The sequence below is a fragment of the Clostridium sp. CM039 genome (genome assembly GCF_055081075.1).
The window spans coordinates 1,366,162-1,385,590 of the sequence record NZ_CM143649.1; the positions used below are offsets into that span (position 1 = coordinate 1,366,162).

23 protein-coding genes are annotated in these 19,429 nt (G+C 31.0%); 10 read left to right on the top strand and 13 right to left on the bottom strand.

Annotated features, from left to right (window positions below; all coding sequences use genetic code 11):
* Nucleotides 1-117 precede the first annotated feature (117 nt).
* From ACWJJ2_RS06380 to ACWJJ2_RS06405, 6 genes are all read right to left on the bottom strand, one after another.
* Nucleotides 118-456, bottom strand: a complete 339-nt coding sequence (locus ACWJJ2_RS06380; RefSeq protein ID WP_462954014.1) for a RepB family plasmid replication initiator protein — start codon at nt 454-456, stop codon at nt 118-120.
* Nucleotides 457-907: 451 nt separating this feature from the next.
* The gene (locus tag ACWJJ2_RS06385; RefSeq protein WP_462954015.1) at nt 908-1,270 is read right to left on the bottom strand and encodes a lipoprotein BA_5634 family protein; all 363 of its coding nucleotides are present in this window, start codon (nt 1,268-1,270) and stop codon (nt 908-910) included.
* A gap of 100 nt (nt 1,271-1,370) precedes the next feature.
* Nucleotides 1,371-2,135, bottom strand: coding sequence for an IS21-like element helper ATPase IstB (gene istB, locus ACWJJ2_RS06390; protein ID WP_258876041.1), 765 nt, complete (start codon nt 2,133-2,135; stop codon nt 1,371-1,373).
* Entirely contained in the window at nt 2,132-3,727 is a 1,596-nt protein-coding gene (gene istA / locus ACWJJ2_RS06395; RefSeq protein WP_462953320.1) for an IS21 family transposase, read from the bottom strand. Before istA ends, istB begins: the two co-directional genes overlap by 4 nt.
* Nucleotides 3,728-3,788: 61 nt before the next feature.
* A complete protein-coding gene (locus tag ACWJJ2_RS06400; RefSeq protein ID WP_462954016.1) occupies nt 3,789-4,025 on the bottom strand; it encodes a lipoprotein BA_5634 family protein in 237 nt (78 codons plus the stop codon).
* Nucleotides 4,026-4,204: 179 nt separating this feature from the next.
* Nucleotides 4,205-4,510, bottom strand: coding sequence for a type IV secretory system conjugative DNA transfer family protein (locus ACWJJ2_RS06405; protein WP_462954017.1), 306 nt, complete (start codon nt 4,508-4,510; stop codon nt 4,205-4,207).
* A gap of 294 nt (nt 4,511-4,804) precedes the next feature.
* Between ACWJJ2_RS06405 and ACWJJ2_RS06410 the strand changes: the two genes are divergently transcribed.
* The 3 genes from ACWJJ2_RS06410 to ACWJJ2_RS06420 are packed head-to-tail and all read left to right on the top strand — an operon-like array spanning nt 4,805 to nt 8,386.
* On the top strand, nt 4,805-5,716 hold the full coding sequence (locus tag ACWJJ2_RS06410) for a hypothetical protein (protein ID WP_462954018.1): 912 nt from the start codon (nt 4,805-4,807) through the stop codon (nt 5,714-5,716).
* 31 nt (nt 5,717-5,747) lie between these two features.
* Nucleotides 5,748-7,736, top strand: a complete 1,989-nt coding sequence (locus ACWJJ2_RS06415) for an oxidoreductase (RefSeq protein WP_462954019.1) — start codon at nt 5,748-5,750, stop codon at nt 7,734-7,736.
* A gap of 47 nt (nt 7,737-7,783) precedes the next feature.
* The gene (locus tag ACWJJ2_RS06420; RefSeq protein WP_462954020.1) at nt 7,784-8,386 is read left to right on the top strand and encodes a TetR/AcrR family transcriptional regulator; all 603 of its coding nucleotides are present in this window, start codon (nt 7,784-7,786) and stop codon (nt 8,384-8,386) included.
* Between the two features lie 294 nt (nt 8,387-8,680).
* On the opposite strand, the gene ACWJJ2_RS06425 is transcribed toward ACWJJ2_RS06420, so the two are convergent.
* From ACWJJ2_RS06425 to ACWJJ2_RS06455, 7 genes are all read right to left on the bottom strand, one after another.
* Complete coding sequence (locus ACWJJ2_RS06425) at nt 8,681-9,187, bottom strand: GNAT family N-acetyltransferase (RefSeq protein WP_462954021.1); 507 nt, start codon at nt 9,185-9,187, stop codon at nt 8,681-8,683.
* 102 nt (nt 9,188-9,289) lie between these two features.
* Nucleotides 9,290-9,958 (bottom strand): YczE/YyaS/YitT family protein, encoded by a 669-nt coding sequence (locus ACWJJ2_RS06430; protein WP_462954022.1) that lies wholly within the window; start codon nt 9,956-9,958, stop codon nt 9,290-9,292.
* Nucleotides 9,959-9,975: 17 nt separating this feature from the next.
* Nucleotides 9,976-10,428, bottom strand: a complete 453-nt coding sequence (locus ACWJJ2_RS06435) for a MarR family winged helix-turn-helix transcriptional regulator (protein WP_462954023.1) — start codon at nt 10,426-10,428, stop codon at nt 9,976-9,978.
* Nucleotides 10,429-10,620: 192 nt separating this feature from the next.
* Nucleotides 10,621-11,217, bottom strand: coding sequence for a sugar O-acetyltransferase (locus tag ACWJJ2_RS06440; protein ID WP_462954024.1), 597 nt, complete (start codon nt 11,215-11,217; stop codon nt 10,621-10,623).
* A gap of 307 nt (nt 11,218-11,524) precedes the next feature.
* The gene (locus tag ACWJJ2_RS06445; protein ID WP_462954025.1) at nt 11,525-12,727 is read right to left on the bottom strand and encodes a NupC/NupG family nucleoside CNT transporter; all 1,203 of its coding nucleotides are present in this window, start codon (nt 12,725-12,727) and stop codon (nt 11,525-11,527) included.
* A gap of 380 nt (nt 12,728-13,107) precedes the next feature.
* Nucleotides 13,108-13,443 (bottom strand): cupin domain-containing protein, encoded by a 336-nt coding sequence (locus tag ACWJJ2_RS06450; RefSeq protein WP_216303644.1) that lies wholly within the window; start codon nt 13,441-13,443, stop codon nt 13,108-13,110.
* A 155-nt stretch (nt 13,444-13,598) separates the two neighbouring features.
* Nucleotides 13,599-13,853, bottom strand: coding sequence for a hypothetical protein (locus ACWJJ2_RS06455; RefSeq protein WP_462954026.1), 255 nt, complete (start codon nt 13,851-13,853; stop codon nt 13,599-13,601).
* Between the two features lie 210 nt (nt 13,854-14,063).
* On the opposite strand from ACWJJ2_RS06455, the gene ACWJJ2_RS06460 reads away from it, so the two are divergent.
* From ACWJJ2_RS06460 to ACWJJ2_RS06490, 7 genes are all read left to right on the top strand, one after another.
* Complete coding sequence (locus ACWJJ2_RS06460; protein ID WP_216303654.1) at nt 14,064-14,483, top strand: MarR family winged helix-turn-helix transcriptional regulator; 420 nt, start codon at nt 14,064-14,066, stop codon at nt 14,481-14,483.
* Between the two features lie 19 nt (nt 14,484-14,502).
* A complete protein-coding gene (locus ACWJJ2_RS06465; RefSeq protein WP_216303642.1) occupies nt 14,503-15,933 on the top strand; it encodes an MFS transporter in 1,431 nt (476 codons plus the stop codon).
* Between the two features lie 294 nt (nt 15,934-16,227).
* Entirely contained in the window at nt 16,228-16,761 is a 534-nt protein-coding gene (locus ACWJJ2_RS06470) for a cysteine hydrolase family protein (RefSeq protein WP_216303641.1), read from the top strand.
* A 288-nt stretch (nt 16,762-17,049) separates the two neighbouring features.
* Nucleotides 17,050-18,024: a hypothetical protein gene (locus ACWJJ2_RS06475; protein WP_220287066.1), complete on the top strand. Its 975-nt coding sequence runs from the start codon at nt 17,050-17,052 to the stop codon at nt 18,022-18,024.
* 5 nt (nt 18,025-18,029) lie between these two features.
* Entirely contained in the window at nt 18,030-18,575 is a 546-nt protein-coding gene (locus tag ACWJJ2_RS06480; protein ID WP_216303639.1) for an RNA polymerase sigma factor, read from the top strand.
* Nucleotides 18,551-18,868: a hypothetical protein gene (locus ACWJJ2_RS06485; protein WP_216303638.1), complete on the top strand. Its 318-nt coding sequence runs from the start codon at nt 18,551-18,553 to the stop codon at nt 18,866-18,868. Before ACWJJ2_RS06480 ends, ACWJJ2_RS06485 begins: the two co-directional genes overlap by 25 nt.
* Nucleotides 18,852-19,361: a hypothetical protein gene (locus ACWJJ2_RS06490; protein WP_220320033.1), complete on the top strand. Its 510-nt coding sequence runs from the start codon at nt 18,852-18,854 to the stop codon at nt 19,359-19,361. The genes ACWJJ2_RS06485 and ACWJJ2_RS06490 overlap by 17 nt, the downstream gene beginning before the upstream one ends.
* Nucleotides 19,362-19,429: the final 68 nt, after the last annotated feature.

Genomic DNA, 19,429 nt, shown 5'->3' on the forward strand with positions numbered 1-19,429 from the left:
AACCTTGATTAAAATTATAATTAAGAGCACTATTTTTGGGGCGCAAATGGCGGTTACGAAGATTATATGTATACAATGTGCAGTAGGTTCAGATTACTCGTTTCTTGCTCTCTTAGTTTAGATAACGTGAAATGTTGGCGCTGACCCTACTATCAGAAACCCTTTTTCCTCAAAAATTTTTACTGATTTCTTTAAATCACCGTAAATATTGTTTTTATCTTTAATATTATATAGCATTTTATATCTATTAATATCAATACAATATTCTACATTATGATCATCTTCAATTTGAGTAAATAGTATACCTAAAATATCATTTTGACGCGAGGTTAAAGTAAACCTAGCTTCTATAACCTTCTCAGGTCTTACTGCTATTAATTCGCCCCTTTTTTTATATGTAATCCCCCCGTCCATGCTTATTAATAATATTTCACCAAATACCCAGGTGAAATGCAAACACTTAATTCACCTTAATAATAACGGTCAATTTCTCACCTTTCAATTTATTCTTCTTTATTATTCACAAAAATATTCCACTAAATTAATTCTTTAGTGGAATATTTTTGCTATGGTCATTAAACTAATTTAATATAATCTACGCCAACAAATCCACCACGATTACCATAAAATATAATATATTAATTACCTACCTTAATCAATTTTGACTTTTTCATTTTTTTCTGAGTCCCCAGTTTACCCGAATTTGCATTCGCCATCGTCCTAATATTAAGTACGGACGCAGTAACTATACCATACTTTCCATGAATGAAGAAAAGCTTTGTAACTTTTACAAAGCTTTTTCCTATTTATAATTTACTATTTAATTATTACCATTTGAGCGGTTTCAGGAGGGTGTAAATTATTTTGTGTATTCTCTTCCTTTAAGCAAAATAATTGAATTATTTAATTATGAAAAAATGTTAGTATAGTTGATAAATGTTGTTACTTTGTAATTACTTTCAGTTTCTTCGCCCTTCACATTTTCGTATGCAGCATCGTCAACAATTGCAAACATATCTGCATAGGCACGGCTGTTACCGATGACTGTATTACCTTCATATTTCAATTTAGTTCCATCAATTGTCGTGTCTTTTACTTCTTCTTTCGCCAATAATGCGCCTTGCTCAGCTGTTAAAGCTGGTAATTTATCAATTGCTTTTGTGTCATCTTTGTTTACAATTCTCCTTAATAATTCTTTCTTTACTAGTTCTTCACCAGTCTTTTTATCCATTACAAGTACTTTCTTACCTTCTAATGTTGTATTTGTCAAGTGAAAACTCCCCCATATTCTAACCCAAAACTCCTCCACCAAAAATTGTAAAAAAAATAATATTCCCTCCAAATTAATTATATAGTGAAGGGAAATTTTATTATTGTTTTGCGAGCCATTCTTTAGTTTCCTTTAATCTGTAGGAGTTACCATTCATATTTACTATATATGCCTTATGCGTAAGTCTATCGATCATTGCAGCGGTCATAATAGGGTCTTTAAATATCTCATTCCACCTTTCAAAGGATAAATTTGTGGTTACTATAGTTGATTTTCTACCTGCTCTTAATGATAAGTGACTAAATAAAAGTTCTGAACCTTCTTTATCATAAGAAATATATCCCAATTCATCAGCAATAATTAAATCATATTTATCAAATTTATTTTCAAATGCTCTTAATACTTTCTGAGAACGACTTTCTTTTAATTGGGTGATAAGCGATGATACCGTAATAAAAAGAACTTTATAGCCAGCTAAACAAGCTTTTATTCCAAGGCCAATACTCATGTGGGTCTTGCCTGTCCCAGGATTTCCAGCTAAAATTACATTTTGTCCTGTACTAATAAATTCAAGTGAACTTAACGTCTTTAATTTCTTTTTAGCATCAACTGGTAAATCTTCAACTACAAGATCTTCGATATATTTTTTATAAGGAAACTTTGCTATTCTAATTCTATTTTGTTTACTACTTTCACTTCTTAAAACAGATTCTTTTTCCAATAATTTGTAAAGAAATTCTTCATAGCTTATGTCATTAATGCAAGCATCTTTCGCACCCACCTCAAAGTTGTTTTTTATACCTGCAAGTTTAAGATCTATTGCTAATTCTTCAATATCTTTATATAATTTCTTCTTATTTATCATATTATAGCCACCTCATTATTAAAATCTTCCGTTGATATTGGTATTAAAGATTTATACACATCTAGTAAACCGTTAGGTTCAAATTCAACAGTTGAATTTAGTTGGATAACATTATTTTCGATAAAATTAGTATAATCTCTATTACAAATAGACTTTATTTTTTCGGTTGTTATATCCGTAGGATTTATTTTATTTAATAAATTTATTGCATTTAGGACCTTAGAGATATTACTTTTACCTATAAATAAAAGTAATTCTATAAAATCTTTCTCTTTTTTGTTATAATAGGTATCATAGATGTTTTGAATCCTAGGGTCTGCTTGTAGCATTGCAGTGCTTGAAGCTAATGATCCTGGCTTTCTTTTAAAGGTATTAAGATAATGTTCAAGCTTAATAGACCATTCATAAAATCCTAACTTCCTTTCATGGGAAGCTATTTTTTTACCCTCACTAAAGCAAACAATGTCATTGGAATATATTTTTATGAATATTCTTTTTCCAACATATATATCAGGTACAGAATACCGACAGGTATTCACTGAGAATGTCGAATATTTATCCACTCTAGGTTCTTCTATCCTAGCAGTGTCAAGTTTTGCAATATAAGGCCCCATATGTTGTCTTTCCTCATTAAGAATTTCTTTTGCAGTCTTCATATTTTTTATTTTATGTGGTTGGCTATTCAATTTATCGCATGTTTCCATCAGATATTTATTAGCTTCTTCTAATGATTTAAAACTATCATTTTTACAAAAAGACTTACGTCGTACTACCTCTACACTTCGCTCGACATGACCTTTTTCATTTCCAGCTCGAGTATTGCAAAACCTAAAATCAAAGCCATAATACATGGACATTTTAAGCAATGCATCCGTAGGTTCTTTCTCAGTAGGTCCTACAAATTTTTTAACTGCAACTCTCATGTTATCATAAACGATTGTTCTATATACTTGTCCTATATGTTCAAAAAACAAAGCATGAGCTTCTTGAAAACACTCTGAATTTTGTTTAGCAAATAACTGTGCATATCTATAATTCCCTTTTGCAGATGTAAATACAGCCATTTGAAATGTTCTATCCACAGCATTAATAGTTAACTTTACTTCCCCCCAATCAAATTCACAAATATCCCCAAGCTCATATTCTGATTTTATAAATGCCTCGGCTCCATTCTCAAGTAATTTATTTATATAGTTACTCACAGTTGGATAACTTATATCGTAATCGTCTTCTTTTAACGCTTCATATATATCAATTTTCTTTTTTTGCTGCTTATGCCTCCCGGCATGCCGTTTTTGCTGGTTTTCTTCAATATACCCCTTTATCTTATTTATAATTTCATCGGTTAATTTTTTCTTTTTTCTATTTATGCAATTGTATTTAGGTTTCTCAACAATACTGTCCTGAAGTTCTCTTATATCATCAATTCCTCCATTAAAATTCAAAATTTCTTGTCTTGCCACTTCGTATTCTTTAACATATTTACTAATGGTTTTTCTATCAATTCCAGTCTCTCTAGCTATGGACCTTTGAGACTTTCCGTTTAGATGTGCCGATATTATGATGTGTTGTTTTTCACTCAATTTAATCATCTCCATTTCCCCCTCTTATGATGCCTCTCATAAGAAAGTTTACTGTAAGGTGGGGGATATTTCAATTAGAATTGTGGGGTAGTTTTAGATTAACATATACAAATGTTGCAAGTTTCATTTTGTATGTGTTTTTTTCTTTTATATCAGATTTGTTTTCATCGATTACTTTATTAACTTGTTGTTCACTTCCGTAAGCAATGATACCATTTGCCTTCTTTCCTAATAAAGAACAACCTGATAATGGTACTGTTCCTAATAAAATTGCTGCGGATAACCCGATCCCTACTAATTTTTTCATTTTTCTGTCTCCTTTATATAGATGTTTTAGTAAATACATATTGGACGTATGAGTTCTTTTTGTTTCCAGTTTTTATATTGTGCTTTATAGACTTTACAAGGGTGATATCCTCTAGGTATTATTAATACTTCATCTGGTTTACTCACTCTTACTTCGTTTGCAAAAATCAATAGTCTTGATTAGTAACTCTTGCTTATAGTTTTTTGACCCTGATTTTTACTTGAACTTTCTGTCGTGATTGTTTTTGTCCCTAGTAACTTTGAAACATATTCTGCAGAAGTTAAATCATTAACTCCTAAAACAGCTATAGTATCAAACTGCGCAATAAAAGTTTTAGTTCTATCATTTCCATACATGTTTTTTAATTGTGCTAAACTTTGCAATATTGCCATTGGATAAACTCTTAGACCTCTCATAGTTCCCAACATTTCAAGCATTTCCGGTATTCTTCCTATGTTAGCAAATTCTTCTAATAAAAAATACACTGGGGAAGGCGATTTATCTCGAGTTTTATGACCTTATTTGCATTAAGAATTACGGGGGTTAGGGCTCACAACCCCTACTGAGGTTTTTTTTGAACCTGGCAAGTTTTCTGAGTCCATAGGCTAAAATTAAATTTGCAGTGTAAATTTAATTGTAATTTTATGGTTATTAATTATATTATTGACATTTTTTTATCATTGTTATAGAATATATTTACATAACACATTCGGTGAATATGTTATGTAAATATTCTCTACGAGGTATATTGTCAATACAATTAGAAGGGGGCAATTATTATGGAAAGGAAATTTGAACATTTGGTAGTTAATGAAATTTGCTGGCAAGAGAGTCTTCCAGATCACGAGGGTTCTATAGGAGGTAAGGGTTTTCCTGTGATTATGAGTTCTAGCATTGTTCCAGAAGCTAAAGCTTGGGTTTGCCCAGCATTGATGCCAATTACTGAAGATCTAATTAAAGCTGCTAAAAGTGGATCTATAGGAAAGGCAAATCCACATATTCATTATGGCGATGAAATGTATTTAATTTTAGGAGAAGAAAATGCAGCTACTATCGCAGTAACTTTAGGTGATGACTACTACGAAATTAAAACTCCAGGTGCTGTTTATATTCCAGCAGGCATTCCTCATTCAATTAAGATGATTGATGGTATAATTGGTAAGTTTGGTGGTGCTTGTCCTGTTTATTTAGGAACTGAATACATCACTAATCCTGTTCCAGAAAAACCTTTTAAATTGAATGATACTAAACATCTCGTTGTAAATGAAATACACTGGAAAAAAAGCTTACCAGATCATCAAGGTTCTATAGGTGACAAAGGATTTCCAATCCAAATGAGTTCAGGCCTTGTTGAAGAAGCTAAAGCTTGGGTTTGCCCAGCATTGATGCCAATTACTGAAGATGTAATTAAAGCTGCTAAAAGTGGAGCTATGGGAAAGGCAACTCCACATATTCATTATGGCGATGAAATGTATTTAATTTTAGGAGAAGAAAATGCAGCTACTATCGCAGTAACTTTAGGTGATGACTATTACGAAATTAAAACTCCAGGTGCTGTTTATATTCCAGCAGGTGTTCCTCATTCAATTAAGATGATTGATGGTGTCGTTGGTAAATTTGGTGGTGCTTGCCCTATATTCTTAGGAACTGAATATATCACTAAGCCTGTACCAGAAAACTGGGATAAATAAAATTCAACAATTGAAAAGGAGAGTAAATAATATGAGTAAAGTAGATAGATTATTTGAACCTATTAAAATAAATAAATTAACCTTGAAAAATAGAATTGCTATGGCACCTATGGGGTTAATTGCCTATTCAGATTCCAATGGTGGATTTAATGAAAATGCACAAGAATACTACGTTGAACGTGCAAAAGGTGGTACAGGTTTGATAATTACAGGTATTTGTGCAGTAGACTACAATGAAATTCCAGAACAAGGACTTCCTTGCCCTACTTATAATCCACTATGCTTTAATATGTCAACAGCTCCAATGAATGAAAGAATTCATTCTTATAATGCAAAAATATTTTTACAATTGACAGGTGGTTTGGGACGTTCTGCAATGCCTGGACTCTATAAAAAGCCAATTGCTCCTTCAAAGGCAGAAAACCGCTTTGACCCAAGATTAACTCATGAAGCAATGACTACTGAAGATATAAAAGTTTTAATAGAAAACTTCATAAAATCAGCAGCAGTGGCAAAACAGTCAGGTTTTGATGGAGTTGAGGTCCATGCTGTACACGAAGGATATCTTTTAGATCAATTTGCAATCGGTTTCTTTAACAAAAGAGTTGATGAATATGGTGGAGACTTAAGAGGCCGTTTGAAAATCTCAACTGATATAGTTAAGGGAATCAAGGCACAATGTGGTGAAGATTTTCCAGTTTCACTACGTTTCAGTGTTAAGAGTATGATGAAGGGACTTCGTCAAGGCGCATTACCAGGAGAAAAATTTAATGAAGTTGGTAAGGATACAGAAGAAGGATTGGACGCGGCTAAAATATTAGTAGAAGCGGGCTATGATATGCTAAATGTTGATGCTGGAACTTATGATTCTTGGTATTGGAATCACCCACCAATGTATTTTAACGAAAAGGGAATGTACAGAGAATTCGGTAGACAAGTTAAGCAAGTTGTGGATGTTCCAGTCACTATTTCAGGTAGAATGGATGACCCTGACGTGATTAATGACGCATTTGATACTAATTCTTGTGATATTGTTTCCTTTGGACGTCCACTTTTGGCTGACCCATATCTACCTATGAAGATAAAAGCGGATGAGTGGGAAGATATTAGGCCATGTCTATCTTGTCATGATGGGTGTATGGGAAGAATTGCTCATGGGCTACCATTATCTTGTGCAGTAAATCCTCAATGTGGTCGTGAAAAATCATATCACTTAACACCAGCGATGAAAAAAAAGAGTGTTTTAATAATTGGTGGTGGACTTGCAGGTATGGAGACTGCAAGAGTTTGCAAGTTGAGATGCCACCATGTAACATTGCTTGAAAAGAGCGGTAAATTAGGTGGAACCTTAATACCAGGTGGAATACCTGATTTCAAGAGCGATGACCGATCTCTATGCAAATGGTATCAAAGACAAATGAATATATTAGGAGTTAACGTTCAATTAAATACAACTGCTGATGAGTCGATGATTGAGAAAACTGATGCTGATGTTATTGTAATTGCAACAGGTTCTAAGGCGTTTATCCCTAAATTTGACACAGATAGAAAGATCTTAAATGCAGCTGATGTATTAATGGATCCATCCTTGGCTGGTAAAGATATTGTAATAATAGGTGCAGGTCTTGTTGGTTGTGAAACCGGTCTTTGGTTGTCAAAAATGGGCAGAAATGTTAGCATAATAGAAATGCTTCCGGTTATTTGCGGTGGTCCTCACAATATGCCATTTATGAACTGGGATATGATGAAGGATTTACTTCCATTCAACAATATTAAAGTAATGACTAGCACAAAGATTGAAAAAATAGATTCGAATGGTGTTAAAGTTTCTAATAAAGATGGAGAAAGTATATTAAACGCAGACACAATAATAGCTGCAACAGGGTACGAGCCTCATAATCCACTACAAAGCATACTTGACAAAAGTAAAAAGGAAACATATAATATTGGGGATTCTAGGGAAGTTAAGAACATTATGAAATCTATTTGGGACGCATTTGAAGTAGCAATGAATATTTAATAATTAGTAGCTATTTATCTACTCCCTTGAGTTGCGGAGGTTATATTATGGAAGAGATGACAAACAGGCAAAAGCAGGCAATCAGTACCAAAAACCATATTCTGGATATTTCTTTGAAATTGATGAAAGAACAAGGCTATGATGCAATTACTATAAAACAAATATGTGAAAAATCAGAAGTGTCAACGGGAGCTTTTTATCACCATTTGAAGGGCAAGGAAGGTATAATAATCGAAGGCTATTCTGAATGTGATAAATATTTTGATGAATATGTGGTTAATCATTTGCAGGCCGAGAACATAATTGATAAGATAATAGAGTATATTGGTTATCAAACGAAATATGCTAAGATGCTTGGTGTAGATGCTATTACTCAAATTTACAAGGCTCAATTGACACATGGTAGTGAATTTTTTCTCTCAGATAATCGCGCACTTTCAAGCAATTTGTTGATACTCATACAAAAAGCACAGGATGAGAGTGTTTTGAGAACTGATTATCGAGCAAATCAAATTCGTGATGAATTGCTTCTAATCTCAAGGGGGACGATATACAATTGGTCTCAAAAAAATGGTGAATTTGATCTTACAGATTATTGTAAAGAAATAGTTTCACATCACATAGAATACTTTTTAAAAAAATGTCAATAAGAGCTAAAGAATTATTTATATAAAATACCTCCTTGTTAAGATACGATAAACTTAACAGGAGGTATTTTTTATATTGGGTGTTTCTGCCTATTCCGCCAAAAATGTATATTAGCTTGAAATAGGGGTACATTTTTCTATCCAATGTTAGATTTCAAATAAACTTCCCTCTTTTGTTCTTCAGTAATCCCAATGTATCTTAACGTCTGTGATTTTGACGAATGATTAAATATATCCATAAGTAATTCTAATGAAGATCCATTAATTAAGATTACTCATGATTTTGTGACTATTTTTTTAGTATAGTGTTTTCTCAAAAGCTATTCTTTTATTTCCATCTTCTAAATAAATTATTCCACAATACTGAAATTTGTTTTTCTTAAGCAGCTTTTGCATAGATAAGTTTTCTTCATGTGTATCCATTTTTATACTGTACACACCTTTATTCAAACAAATCTGCTCTATATTTTTGATAATCTGTGATGCTAATGCTAATCCTTTATAATTGTTGTCAATAGCGATTCTATGAATAACTGCATATTCATTATCACTAATCCATTGCCCCTCATAAATAGAGTCATATGTTTTTTCTCCATCAAAAGAAACTGCTGCCGTAGCAACAATATTATCGTCTTTTAACAGTACATAACCATTTTTATTATCAATATCATTACTTATTATTTCAACATTGGGATAGTTATTCTGCCATTGGTTAACCCCATGTTTTTTTAAGTATGCTTGTGCCTGCATGATAATACTCATTATATCATTAGTATCTGTTTCAACTGCTTTTCTAAATTTCATTTCACTCCTCCTTATAGCTACAAATAGCTCCTGTTTTGCCTATATATAAACTTCTGTATTAGTTACCATATTTCTACTTTGTTAATCTATTACTCCCAAATATCACCTTGAATTATTTTGATTTGCTAAACACTCATTAATAAATATAACACCTTGTTTTAAGTTTCTTTGTCTTAGTGCATTTACATCAAACTTAAATACTTTGTAAATTATTTGAACACAATATCCGACTCCAAATACAGTAATAAATGTTCCAATTCCAACAAATCCGCTTAATATCCAACCCAAAATTAAGGCTCCCATTTCTATACATAACCTTATTAAGCTTATTGGTTTACCAGTAAGCTTCACTAATGCAATCATAAGTCCATCTCTGGGACCACATCCCATCTCACATCCTATATATAAATAACTTCCTATGGCATTTACAAACATTCCTCCTATCATCATTAATATCCCTGTAATTAAACTACTACAAATTGGAATAATTTTAGTGTATATTATTAAATCTATAAAACACCCAATTACTATCATATTAGCTACAGTTCCTAGCCCCACCTTAAGTCCTAGTATACTAGTGATTATCACTACAACTACTCCTACTATAATACTAGCCTGTCCAATATTTATACCAATTACCTTTGCTAAGCCTTGATGTAATACGTCCCATGGACTTAATCCCAATTTAGAATTAAGAGCCATTACAGTTCCACATGCACATAATAAAAGTCCTAATGTCATTCTTATAATAGTATTTAATATTTTATTCATAATACTTCCCTTATGATTTATTTTTTATATCGAATATCGAGCCAATATTTTTCTATATTTTCACTCATTCTTTTTATTAATTCAGTTGCCATTTGCTTTTCGTGTTCACTAAAACCTTTAAAGGATATTTTTAACTGTTTAATTTCTTCATCCATAATAAATTCATATATTTCTAAAGCCTTTTTAGTAGGAGTTAATTTATATTCTCTCCTATCAATTTCATCTTGTTGTTTATTGAAATAGCCAATATCAATAAGCTTTTTTACTGCTTTTGTAGTTGTAGTTTTATCTACTTTTAGCATACTTGATAAATTAACAAAATTAATTCCAGGATTCTCACAAACTCTAGTTAGAAACATATATTGACCTTTTTGCAAATTAAATTTTTTATATTTTAAATCGGATTTAGAGTTTATAGCCCTAGATAATGTTCCTACAAATCGCAATACCTTACATTCTAATTTTCTCATTATTATACCTCCTTATGACTAATTATTAGTTGGACTTTCAACTAATAATTAGTATATCTTAGTTTAGTTGAAAGTTCAACTTATTTATTTGTCATCCCTTTATACAATATAAATTACATTGGACGTACAAAAAATAACACCGCTATCTTGCCGGTGTTATTTGTAAATATCTATTTTATAGGAGAATCCTATTTATTTAATTTTAAAGTTTTTAAAGTAGTATTTCTTATCTTCCTCTGTAACTTCTCTTATTATTTTACAAGGATTACCTACAGCTATAGAATTAGATGCAATATCTTTAGTTACAACGCTACCAGAGCCAATCACTACATTATCACCAATAGTAATTCCTGGATTTACTATAACACCACCTCCTATCCAAACATTATCGCCTATATTAATTGGAAATGCATATTCAAGTGCTGCATTGCGTGGTTCAAAATGAATAGGATGACCTGCGGTAAAAAGGCTTACGTTTGGCGCAAACATAACATTATCACCAATTGTAACCTTAGCGCAATCTAAAATAGTACAATTGTAGTTACTATAAAATTTTTCTCCAATAGAAATATTATATCCATAGTCACATCGAAATGGTGATTCTATATGGAACCCACTCCCAACTACACCTAATAATTTTTTTACAATTTCCATTTGCTTTTCACCTTGGCTTGGGCGTAGAGTGTTATAGTCAAATATCATTTCTTTTGCATATTGACGTTCAGATAATAGTTCTTCTCCGAATGCTTTATATGGTTTTCCACTTAACATTTTTTCTTTTTCTGTCATAGCCTCTTCCCTCCATATTATATAACGCTTGAAAATCGCATTTTCTCTTATTATTTTACCATATTTACTGTCATTTAAATCCAAAATACCAATAATATATTTTTAGATAATTTGAACTCAAAAGTTGTAAAACTAGTTTATTATGTTTATATATAGAACATTGAGAAATCTCAAGATAGGGAAATCATTAAATGTACTATAGCAAATAGAGAACTTCAGTTTACAAAAAAAGATATGGGATTCATTTTAAACTATGAATCCCATATCTTTTTTTATATTATTATTTTATATGACTAACTTTAATATTCTATATTGCAATAATTAAACCTACAATTAATGCGCTTAATATACTTACACAGAAACCACCTATCATTCCTCTAAAAGCAAGTTTTGATAGTTGTCCTCTCTTATCTGGACAGAATACTGATATTCCTGATACACAGATTCCCATACTTGATATGTTTGCAAAACCTGTTAATGATACTGCAAGCATAAGTCCTGTTCTATAATCTAATGTGCTAATTACTTTACCAAGTTGTCCAAATGCTACAAACTCATTTAACGCCATCTTACTTCCAAGTAATTGCCCTGCAAGTAATACTTGGTCATTCGGAACACCCATTAAATAACCTATTGGTGCAAATGCATATCCGAGTATTCCTTCCAGTGATACTCCAAAGATTCCAAGAAACCCATTAAGCATTGCAACTAGTGCTACTATTGCTATAAGTACTGCACCAATTCCAAGAGTCATATTAAGCCCTGCAGATGCGCCTTCTGAAATAGCTGATATTAAGTTTTCATTATCACCCTTATTATCTATTTTTAAATTCTCTATTTCACTCGCCACTTCTGCCTCAGGAATTAATATTTTAGAGATAATTATACTTCCGAGTGGCACTAATGTACTACCAATTAAAAGATATTCCATAGGTATTCCGAGACCAACATATCCCATTATTACACTAACGGACATACTACCCATACCTGATACAAGCACTAGCATTATTTCACTTTCAGTCATTTTAGGTAGATACTTGCTTACAAGTAATGGTGAATCTGTTTGCCCTAAAAACATATTTGCTACTGCCACAAAACTTTCTACTTTGCTTGTTCCAATAACCTTTCCTATTGCTCCACCTATTATTTTAATTACAAGCCCTAAAACTCCTAGATAAAATAAAGCTGAAACCAATGCTGATACAAATATTATGTTACCTAATACTTGTATACCAAATACCATTCCTGTTGGTGCAGCTCCGTCTGCTAATGATCCAAATATAAAGTTTAACCCCGCACTACCATAGTTTAAAACGTTACTAACCCCATCTGATACATTTTGTATAACTACCCTTCCCAATGGAACTTTAACTAATAAGATTGCCACTACAAATTGTATAGCAAATGCCTTAATAATTAATTTCTTATTAATATTGACCTTATTATTTGATACTAGATATAAAACACCAAATAACATTACAATCCCTAATAAGTTTCTTATTATTATCATAAATTATTCCTCCACCTTTTCCTTATTCTTATACAATTTTACTAATTATTGATAATTTAACCCTTTAAGAACCTTCAAAAATAACAAGTCAATACGCTTGTCTATTTTTTAACATGCCTTATTAGTTTATTTTATACAACTATTTTAAAATCTTATAACTATATTATACCAAAGGCTAGTAATTATTGGTGTCTTTATTTAAATAAATTGTCGAATTTAATAAAATAAATTAAGTTTCTAAAAAAATAGGATACTGCAGCTACTAGCCCTTATTTATTTTCTGGCAAACAAAAGCACTAAAAACTAATCAACAGAAAAGTTTTCAGTGCTTTTTTAAAAAAAAGCATATGCGGAGCTACTATTGCTACAACCTTAATTATTTAACCTTTTATCACCGTTAAAAGCATTTGGAATCTTACGCGAGCTTCAAGTCCATGAGGAACATTAGAAGGCATGATTATTGTTTCGCCTGCCTTAACATTGAAAATATCATTATCTATGGTAATTTCCGCTTCACCATCTAATACTTGAACCATAGCGTCTCCAGGAGTTACGTGGGTGCTGATACCTTCTCCTTTATCCAGTGAGAATAATGTAATACTCACAGATGGTGTCTGCGCAATCGTTCTACTTATAACCTGGGCCTCTTGATAAGATATTAAATTCTTTAAATCAATTACTTTTGAGAATTCTATATTTTTAATTAAGCTTTTCATACTGTTACCCCCTTAAATTCTTTAATTACAGTATATTACTATTAGTGATAAAAGTCCGTAACTTACGTTACCTTTTATAATAATTATCGGCAGTTGCAGTCTCCTTCAGAAAATTTCCCGGGGTATATTACCAAATTGCGGCACAACTTATTTTGCTAACTTTCTTCTACATGATCAATATAGTCAACATTTTTCAATTCGGATAAAGCATCTTCTACTGATATATCATCTATGATTCTGGCAGTAAGAATTAAACCTTCCTCTATACCTTCATCCCACTGAAAATCAGTCATAACGGCATCAATGCCTAAATTTTCAGCCATGTCTTTTGCAGTAATCGTATCAGCTTTATAATTTTCAAGCCCCTCTTCTGTTATTGTAACTTCATAAATTGTACTTTTCATTGACATTTTATACACCTCCATATCATTAATATTTTTTAACCTACTATATATATATAATGTTCTACAGAAGTTTTAAAATATACCTGTATTTTTGGTTTAAATATATAGTTGACGAGTCAACAAAATCGTTCTATAATAAGGTTGACTTGTCAATTAAAACAAGAAGTTTTTTAAGATACTTGAGTATAAGGGGGTTAAATTTTGAAAGAAGATATAATGCATTTAATTAAACTCAATAATAAAATTTTTAGAACCACCCAGGTTTATTTGGATAAGGTGTTAAAGAAATATGAATTAAGCAGTGGTTCTTACCCATATTTACTTGTATTAAATGAAAATGAAGGTATAAGCCAGAATAAAATAAGTAAAGAATTAGGTTTTGATAAGGCAATGTCAGCTAGGACTGTCACAAAACTTATAAACCTTGGATACTTAGATAGAAAAGAGGATGAGGCCGATTCTAGAGCATATAAATTATATTTAACACAGGAGGCTAAGATTATAATTCCAAATGTGCTCAATGAAATTCATAAGTTGGAAGGTCTAATAACAAATGATTTAAGTGAAAAGGAGAAAGTTATTACCCTAGATTCATTGAATAAGATTTTAAATAATATGAATAATTTTAAATTATAAGGATAAAAGGAGAATATAAATGGAAGCAGCAAATAATAGCATTAATAAACATAGATGGGTAATTCTAATTATAATTGTAATGGTAGTTTTTATGTCTACCCTAGATAGTAGCATTGTAAATGTAGCTTTACCTGTTATGGCTAAATCTTTAAATGTAACATCAGCAGGTATTCAACTGGTAGTAACCAGTTATTTAATTATAATTTCAGCAACTATATTAGTTTTTGGAAGATTGGGCGATATAGTTTCTAAAACAAAGATATTCAAGTTTGGTATAGCTTTATTTACACTCGGTTCTTTATTTTGTGGAGTAACAAGTTCACTGTTTGTTTTAGTTCTGGCTAGAGTAATACAGGCAATAGGGGCCGCAGCCACTATGGCAAACAGCCAAGGGATTATCACTGCAGTATTTCCATCAAATGAAAGAGGGAAAGCACTAGGAATCTCAGGAACCTTCGTGGCACTTGGAGCTTTAGTTGGACCACCACTGGGAGGATTTATAGTACAAGCCACTAGTTGGGAATATATTTTTTTAATAAATGTCCCAATAGGTATAATAACTTTACTTTATAGTTTTAAGATACTTCCTAAAGAACACAAAAGAGCAAAAGGAAAATTAGATGTACCAGGAGCGTTATTGTTTATGTTTGCTATAGTTCCTCTATTTGTAGCTTTAGGTAAAGGTCAAGAGGTTGGATTTACTCAGCCCATTATTTTATTAGGGTTTTTAATCGCAATTATTTCTTTTATTGTATTTGTTATGGTGGAAAAGAAATGTGAGGACCCTTTATTACAGCTAGAAATTTTCGAAAATAAATTGTTTTCACTTAGTATTTTTTGTGGATTCATATCCTTTGTAGCCATCTTTTGCTCAAGTATTATTCAACCTTTTTATCTTCAGGATGTGATGAATTTTTCACCTTCATCTACTGGTTTATTACTTATGATCTATCCATTAGTTTTGTCTGTGGTGGCACCTCTTAGTGGACATTTTTCAGATAAAATAGGCTCAGAAATTTTAACTTTTATTGGGTTAGTAGTTTTAAGTTTAGGTTTAATATTAATGTCAACTCTAAATGAGAAATCTTCAACTATAAGCATGGTAATTTTTATAGGGGTTATGTCACTGGGTACTGGGTTATTCCAATCACCTAATACTTCTTTAATAATGTCAACAGTATCAAAGGATAAGCTAGGCATTGCAGGAAGTATAAATGGACTTGTAAGAAATTTGGGAATGGTATGCGGCATAGCTTTATCTACTACTCTTTTGTATAGCATGATGAGCTATAAAATTGGATATCATGTAACAGATTACGTAGTAGGAAGAAATGATGCATTTATTTACGGCATGAAAACTGTATATATAACTGCAGCGGTTATTTGTATGATTGGGGCAATTTTAACCTCTTTGAGATTATTTAATCGAAAAGATAAATTAGAAAACTAAAAAATACCTGATCTACACAATATTATATTCCCGTATCAATAGTATTATTGATTATGTTATTTATTTTTAAATTAATAGTTTTTATACGTACCGCCAACATTCACGACAAAATCCACTTTAAGACATAAAATTGATATAACATGATAAAATAACGGCGAAGTCAACTAACGATATATATGAATTATGCATTAGGTATTCAATCTGAACATATTTTTCTATGGAATGTACATTATTAATAGTATAATTAAGTAAATATTAGTCTTATATAGATTAAATTAAAAAGGAGATGTAACTATGAGAAATACAGCCCTTTTAGTTGTAGACGTTCAAAATGCACTAGTCTTAGCCAAGCCTTTCGCAGTAGAAGAGGTCATTAGTAATATAAAAAAATTAATTAAAACATGTAGAGAAAAAAATGTAGAAGTAATTTATATTCAACATACTGATAAAATTGGGGGTGAATTAGAGCCTAATTCAGAAGGCTGGAAAATCTATGGAGAAATAAGTCCTGCTATAAATGAAACGGTAATAAGTAAAACTTTTAATTCTGCTTTTAAGGAGACAATTTTAAAAGATTATTTAGATAATAAAGGTATTAACAAATTAATTATGACAGGTATGCAAACAGAGTATTGCTTTGATACTACTTGTAAAGTTGCATTTGAGTATGGGTTTAAGTTAATTATACCTGAGAAAACAAATACAACATTTAATAATGGAAATATATTAGCTAAAGATCTATATGAACATTATAACTTTAATATATTTAATGGTAGATTCGGTATTGTAGAATGCCTAGATAATACAATAGAAAGATTAATAGGTTAACTAATAATAAAGCTATCCAATATAACGAAATTTATATTGGATGGCTTTTTTATTTTATTTATAGCTAATATTTGATATTATAGCCAATTAGCCTCTAACCCCAATATCGGAATTAGTGATGGACAAGAAGTTATACCTATTATGGTATTCTATTAGACTATTCCCAAGGTCCATGTACCTACATTTTAATAATATAATAAAAAATTCCACAAAATTTAAAAAAGTCTGTGGGTTTTTTCATAGTACATACGTCTAAACCTATGAGAACTAAATTAAAGGGGGATTTTTATGAGAAAAATAGGTACGATTACTTCTTCAATAGGGCTAATTTTTCTTGGTATCTGGATGATTATATATATGAATAATCCAGAACTTGGTAAGCAAATTTTTATATGGTGGCCTGGGATTTTCATTCTACTGGGAGTAGAGATATTAATACAGTCTAATAGAAAGCATGAGAGCTGTAGAAATCAATTTAATTACTTGACGATTTTAATTATATTTTTGTATTTAGGAATAAATGTATTCCTTAATTTATCCGGAAAATTTGGAAGCATAATAGATAAAGTTGGGTCTGGCATTGAATTTAACGACGAAAACTTTAAAATAGGTTCTTTAAATAACACAAAAAAAATAAGTGCATCTAAAACCTTATCTATTAATGGAAATAGACTTGTATTTAAAGCTCCCAATGCGGATATTAAGATTTGTAGATCACAAGACCAAAATATAAAAATCCAAGCAGATATCTATGTGAAAGAAAATAGTTCTGTTAACGATTATAAAATAGCTGAGGAAAAAACTATGGAGGGGTATGAGGTTAATATTAAAGAAAGTTATATTAAACATGTCAAGGCATATATATATGTACCTTATGGATACAATTTAAAAATCGATGCTGCTAATTGTCAGATAAAAACTATTGATTCAAATATAAAATCTAATATAGATATTGATGCAAGTAATGCAAATATTTCCTTAGAGGGAGATATTGAAAAAAGTAATATAAATGTTTCTAATGCTAATATATATTTTAGAAATAAACTTTGTAAAGATATAAATATGAATGCAAGTAATGGTAAGATTACTGTATACACAGAGAGTAAGAACTTAAATGTAGACGCGAATATAAATAGTGGAGCATGTATAGTAAATGGAGAGAAAAGAGTAAATAAAGGAATATCAACAAAAATTGGGAATGGGGACGGTAAATTAAAAGTTGATATTGCTAATGGGGTAGTGAGTGTTAATAGTCAGGAGTGATTTTTTTGGAAGAACACCAAATAGTAGAGAGACTTAGAAACAAGGACAATGAGAGCTTTATTGAAATAGTAAATAAGTACAAAAGAAAGGTTATCTCTTTATGCTATGCATATACTCAAGATTACTTTGAAGCTGAAGATTTGTCGCAAGAAGTATTTATTGCCTTGTATAATAATATAGCAAAATTTAGAGAAGAATGTTCGTTATCCACATATATTTATAAAATATCAATATCAAAAGCTTTAGATTATAAGAGAAAGAGAAATCTAAAGGGATTTTTAACCGGACTTTTTACTAATAATATTCAACCGACGGAATGTGACATAGATGAGAAAAATCATGTCAGGAAATGCATATGTAGCCTTCCACGAGATTTAAAAGAAGCTGTAGTATTATACTATTATGTAGGGTTAAAGGAAAAGGAAATATCTAAGGTTTTAAATGTATCTCAAAAAACTGTAGAGGGAAGAGTTTATAGGGCAAAACAAAAACTGAGGATAGAAATTCAAAGGGGGGATATCGAAATATGCACGAAAAATGGGATGATTTAGATAGACTAATACTAAATTCCTTTGAAGAACATGAGCTAAGTAGCAATTATAATGAGAAGCTAATAAACAGAATTGAAAAGAATAAAAAAAGTTCAATAGATATTCCTGCTATGTCACTAATTGTTGCAGGGCTGACTATGATGCTGATAATTAGTACTAACTTACAATATAAAATAATTAAAACACAATGCAGATTAAAAACAGAAATTATGGTTGTGCAATATAAATATAATGAAAACATGAATGATTTAAAATATTTGATTGGAGATGGATATAATGCAAAAAAGAAATGATTTTTTAACCTTTATGGCAGCCTTAGTTCCTGGGCTTGGATATATGTACTTAGGACTTATGAAAAAGGGAATACAAGCAATGGTTATATTTTTCATGGTGGAACCCTTATTTAGATTTATTGGGTTAGGAGGATTAACAAGCGTAATTCAAATTCCACTTTGGTTCTATTTGCTCTTTGACACATTCAATATCGCTCATAAGCTTGATAGAGGCGAAAATGTATGTGACTCTGACTTTATATTTAGTAATTATCATAATTTCAATAAGAAAGAAAATCTAAATAATGATACTATAGAAAACATGAAAGACAAAAGTGGGCTAATAGTCGGCTGTGCATTGGTGATAATAGGTGTTCTTTCAATTATTAATAAATTATTTGGAAGTAATGCAATATATGATTTTATAAAACAGAGCATAGGAATATACTTTGTACCAGTACTTTTTATATTTATTGGGGTATATCTTCTAGTGAAGCCACATCAAAAGAAATAGTATAATTCCTTTATAACATTCCTATATGTCATCCCAAGCTATTTCCTATACAATAAAAAGTTATATTT

Coding starts and splice junctions, on each gene's coding strand:
- istB (WP_258876041.1), bottom strand. CDS start 2,135: ATGATAAATAAGAAGAAATTATATAAAGATATTGAAGAATTAGCAATA.
- istA (WP_462953320.1), bottom strand. CDS start 3,727: ATGATTAAATTGAGTGAAAAACAACACATCATAATATCGGCACATCTA.
- ACWJJ2_RS06400 (WP_462954016.1), bottom strand. CDS start 4,025: ATGAAAAAATTAGTAGGGATCGGGTTATCCGCAGCAATTTTATTAGGA.
- ACWJJ2_RS06410 (WP_462954018.1), top strand. CDS start 4,805: ATGGAAAGGAAATTTGAACATTTGGTAGTTAATGAAATTTGCTGGCAA.
- ACWJJ2_RS06415 (WP_462954019.1), top strand. CDS start 5,748: ATGAGTAAAGTAGATAGATTATTTGAACCTATTAAAATAAATAAATTA.
- ACWJJ2_RS06420 (WP_462954020.1), top strand. CDS start 7,784: ATGGAAGAGATGACAAACAGGCAAAAGCAGGCAATCAGTACCAAAAAC.
- ACWJJ2_RS06425 (WP_462954021.1), bottom strand. CDS start 9,187: ATGAAATTTAGAAAAGCAGTTGAAACAGATACTAATGATATAATGAGT.
- ACWJJ2_RS06430 (WP_462954022.1), bottom strand. CDS start 9,958: ATGAATAAAATATTAAATACTATTATAAGAATGACATTAGGACTTTTA.
- ACWJJ2_RS06435 (WP_462954023.1), bottom strand. CDS start 10,428: ATGAGAAAATTAGAATGTAAGGTATTGCGATTTGTAGGAACATTATCT.
- ACWJJ2_RS06440 (WP_462954024.1), bottom strand. CDS start 11,217: ATGACAGAAAAAGAAAAAATGTTAAGTGGAAAACCATATAAAGCATTC.
- ACWJJ2_RS06445 (WP_462954025.1), bottom strand. CDS start 12,727: ATGATAATAATAAGAAACTTATTAGGGATTGTAATGTTATTTGGTGTT.
- ACWJJ2_RS06450 (WP_216303644.1), bottom strand. CDS start 13,443: ATGAAAAGCTTAATTAAAAATATAGAATTCTCAAAAGTAATTGATTTA.
- ACWJJ2_RS06455 (WP_462954026.1), bottom strand. CDS start 13,853: ATGTCAATGAAAAGTACAATTTATGAAGTTACAATAACAGAAGAGGGG.
- ACWJJ2_RS06460 (WP_216303654.1), top strand. CDS start 14,064: ATGCATTTAATTAAACTCAATAATAAAATTTTTAGAACCACCCAGGTT.
- ACWJJ2_RS06465 (WP_216303642.1), top strand. CDS start 14,503: ATGGAAGCAGCAAATAATAGCATTAATAAACATAGATGGGTAATTCTA.
- ACWJJ2_RS06470 (WP_216303641.1), top strand. CDS start 16,228: ATGAGAAATACAGCCCTTTTAGTTGTAGACGTTCAAAATGCACTAGTC.
- ACWJJ2_RS06475 (WP_220287066.1), top strand. CDS start 17,050: ATGAGAAAAATAGGTACGATTACTTCTTCAATAGGGCTAATTTTTCTT.
- ACWJJ2_RS06485 (WP_216303638.1), top strand. CDS start 18,551: ATGCACGAAAAATGGGATGATTTAGATAGACTAATACTAAATTCCTTT.
- ACWJJ2_RS06490 (WP_220320033.1), top strand. CDS start 18,852: ATGCAAAAAAGAAATGATTTTTTAACCTTTATGGCAGCCTTAGTTCCT.